General features: G+C 59.1%; 3 protein-coding genes. All 3 read right to left on the bottom strand.

The window, feature by feature from the left end; genetic code table 11:
• Positions 1-236: 236 nt before the first annotated feature.
• The gene (locus tag T336_RS25595) at positions 237-1580 is read right to left on the bottom strand and encodes a chloride channel protein (protein ID WP_244884011.1); all 1344 of its coding nucleotides are present in this window, start codon (positions 1578-1580) and stop codon (positions 237-239) included.
• A gap of 176 nt (positions 1581-1756) precedes the next feature.
• Entirely contained in the window at positions 1757-2230 is a 474-nt protein-coding gene (locus T336_RS26915; protein WP_156957934.1) for a hypothetical protein, read from the bottom strand.
• A gap of 38 nt (positions 2231-2268) precedes the next feature.
• Positions 2269-2604: a hypothetical protein gene (locus tag T336_RS26910; RefSeq protein ID WP_156957933.1), complete on the bottom strand. Its 336-nt coding sequence runs from the start codon at positions 2602-2604 to the stop codon at positions 2269-2271.
• Positions 2605-2756 lie beyond the last annotated feature (152 nt).

Genomic DNA, 2756 nt, shown 5'->3' with positions numbered 1-2756 from the left:
ACGTCAAACTGCTCGCGCTTGATATCGCTGGGGTACCCTTTTCTCATCCAGCGAGCTTCTCATATCAGTCAGGCGAGACTTTGAACACGTTCTTACATACAGCGGACCGATGAACTCTCCAGGCTTCAGTGGCCGGTTACAGATGGTTGGTCATTCGACCTTCAAACTTGGTCGACTGCACTCAGCCTGAATCGGTCATTCCCAGCAAAAAGACTGAATAGAGCTTAAGCGCCAACTCACCGCCCCGCCTCAATCGGATTCCCATACAACGGCCGGCCCCCGAACTGCGTACTCACCGCATACGCCACCGCGCAGGCCAGCATCACCGGCACCGTCATCTGGAACTGGTTCGTCATCTCCAGCACCATCACGATGGCCATCAGCGGGGCATGGGTCACGGCCGCGAGCACGGCGGCCATGCCGATGATGGCCAGCGCCCGCGGGTCGCCCACCCAGGCGGCGGGCAGCGCCAGGGCCGCGAGCTGGGCGAGCACGCTGCCGGCCGTGGCGCCGACGAACAGCGAGGGCGTGAACACGCCGCCGATGGCGCCGCTGCCCGAGCTCAGCGCCGTCGCCACGATCTTGGTCAGCATCACCACCACGATCCACTGCCACAGGTGCCCGCCCTGCAGCACCGACGACACGACGCTGTAGCCATTGCCCCAGACCTCGGGCACGCAGGCCGACAGCCCGCCCACCAGCAGCCCGCCCAGCCCCAGGCGCGCCGGCAGGGAGCGCACGCGCCCTAAAACCCGGCGGCTGCCCTCCAGCAGGTGCAGCAGCGTCCAGCCCACCGCGCCGAACAGCACGGCCGCCACCAGGGCCAGCCCCAGGCTGGTCGGCTCCACGGCCACCGCCGGCACGTCGTAGAGCGGCTTGGGGTCCACCAGCAACTGGATGAGCGCGCTGGCGGTGCCCGCGGCGATGAGCACGGGCGCGACCGCATGGCGCGCGAAAAAGCCGAGCGCGAGTTCCAGCACGAACACCACGCCCGCCACCGGCGCGTGGTAGGCCGATCCGATGCCGGCGGCGATGCCGCACACCATGAGGGCGCTGCGCTGCTCGGGGGCGATCGGCACCACCCGGGCCAGCCACGCGGCCAGCCAGGCCGCCATCTGCACCATCGGCCCCTCGCGCCCGATGGAGGCGCCCGTGCCCACCGACAGCAGCGCCGATGCCGAACGCACGAGCGTGGTGCGGTCGTTGAGGTCCACCCGCCCAGCGCGCGCGGCATCGATGTAGTCCAGGTGCGCATCGCCACGCGGGCCGGCCGCCGCCCAGCGACCGCCCCATTCGAGCACCAGGCCCGCCAGCACGCCACCCGCGGTGCACACCACCACGCGGTGCCAGTGCGAAAGCGAACGCGCGGCCTCCACCAGGCCGCCGGCATGGCCGGTGGCGAGGTGCTCCACGCCCTGCACCAGCGCGCGGAACGCCACCGTGGCCGCCGCCGCCAGCGCCCCGGCCACCGCGGCCCACATCCACCACCGCAGCGTGCGGGCGACCGGGCCGAGAAGACGGAAGCGGCCGGCAAGGCGGTGCAGTGCCGCGGGAATGTCGTTCGGGTCGTGAAGAGGCATGGGGCAGGGAGTGCGCGCGCCTGCCGCGACGGGTTCGCGGGAGGCTGGCCGCGCACGGCCGGAAATGCCGTGGATCGTACGTCGCAGCCCGGATGGCAACAATAAGAAATTTACATCTGTCCCAGAATCTGGCGGAGCCGGCAAAGTGGCGCAATTTCTCTCAGGCGCGGCAAGGTTTATTTCTCAAAAAGTTCTATATAAAACACTACCGCAGCTCTACTGTTGGAAGTAATTGTTATTCCATTCTCTTTAGACAAACAAGTATGGAGATGCCGAATTTCTTCCGAAAAGCGCTCTTCGCCCGAAGGCTTGAATTCAGAGCAAATAAAACTCTTCACCACCTCCCCCTCTTTGAGGTTTGATGCAATATTTTCTATCTTGCTCTGATCATTCCACCTTCTCGCATTGATTGTGTACACTTCGCCGCTGTAGCCTCTGCAGTTGATCGATATTTTATGGTTTTTTGAATCATCGTTATATGCAGACTTGACACACCTATCCTTTGGCACCAACTCGGCAATGTCTTCGTGATCACCAAAATTATAAAAAATAGTGCCAAAAGAAGTAAATAAAAACAAGATTAGAACGATGAACCTCAAATTCATTTTCTTCATGGCTTCATCCCCGGAATACCCCCCGATTTCGCTCATTCTTTTTTCAGTCCATTCAATCTTACCTGCTCGGCAAGTCAATCGTGTTTTTTTCTTGAGAACTTCCTCTCCAGCGAAATAGACGCAATCAAAAACAACAAAACAGGAATAGCGCGAGAAGAAAACACAACCGCGCCAGCAGCACTACCTTGAAAAATAAGTTTTAAATGTGAAACGAGGTCAGAATTTCTCGAAATAAAAATTTCACCAGCAAAATTTTTATAATACAATTTTGACAAAAAAATCTCAGAAATTCCAAATGAAGGGCTGAACGCCATCAAAAAAATCGCAAAAATAAGTGTCAGCCATTTTGCATATGAATTTTTATACCCCGCCCTTTTGCTAAAATAAAAAGGCATTACAACCAAAACCATAAATGTCAACAAAATTCTTATCAGTGGCACCAATGCATTGGCGACCCTGTCAAAGATCGGAGCATGTCAAGATAGTTGTCGCGTCGATCAAGCAGCCCGAGGCTGCGTATTCGATGCGGTCGCCGCGGCATCGGCGATGCCGTCGCGCTCAG

It is taken from the genome of Paracidovorax oryzae ATCC 19882, from assembly GCF_000687165.1.
In the GTDB taxonomy this organism is placed as follows: domain Bacteria; phylum Pseudomonadota; class Gammaproteobacteria; order Burkholderiales; family Burkholderiaceae_C; genus Paracidovorax; species Paracidovorax oryzae.
The sequence above is the reverse complement of the archived record's forward strand: the minus strand, read 5'-3'. Positions and strand labels throughout refer to the sequence as shown.

What these genes read in the sequence shown, in the direction of transcription:
- T336_RS26915 (WP_156957934.1), bottom strand. Translation starts at nt 2,230, where the DNA reads ATGAGCGAAATCGGGGGGTATTCCGGGGATGAAGCCATGAAGAAAATG.
- T336_RS26910 (WP_156957933.1), bottom strand. Translation starts at nt 2,604, where the DNA reads ATGGTTTTGGTTGTAATGCCTTTTTATTTTAGCAAAAGGGCGGGGTAT.
- T336_RS25595 (WP_244884011.1), bottom strand. Translation starts at nt 1,580, where the DNA reads ATGCCTCTTCACGACCCGAACGACATTCCCGCGGCACTGCACCGCCTT.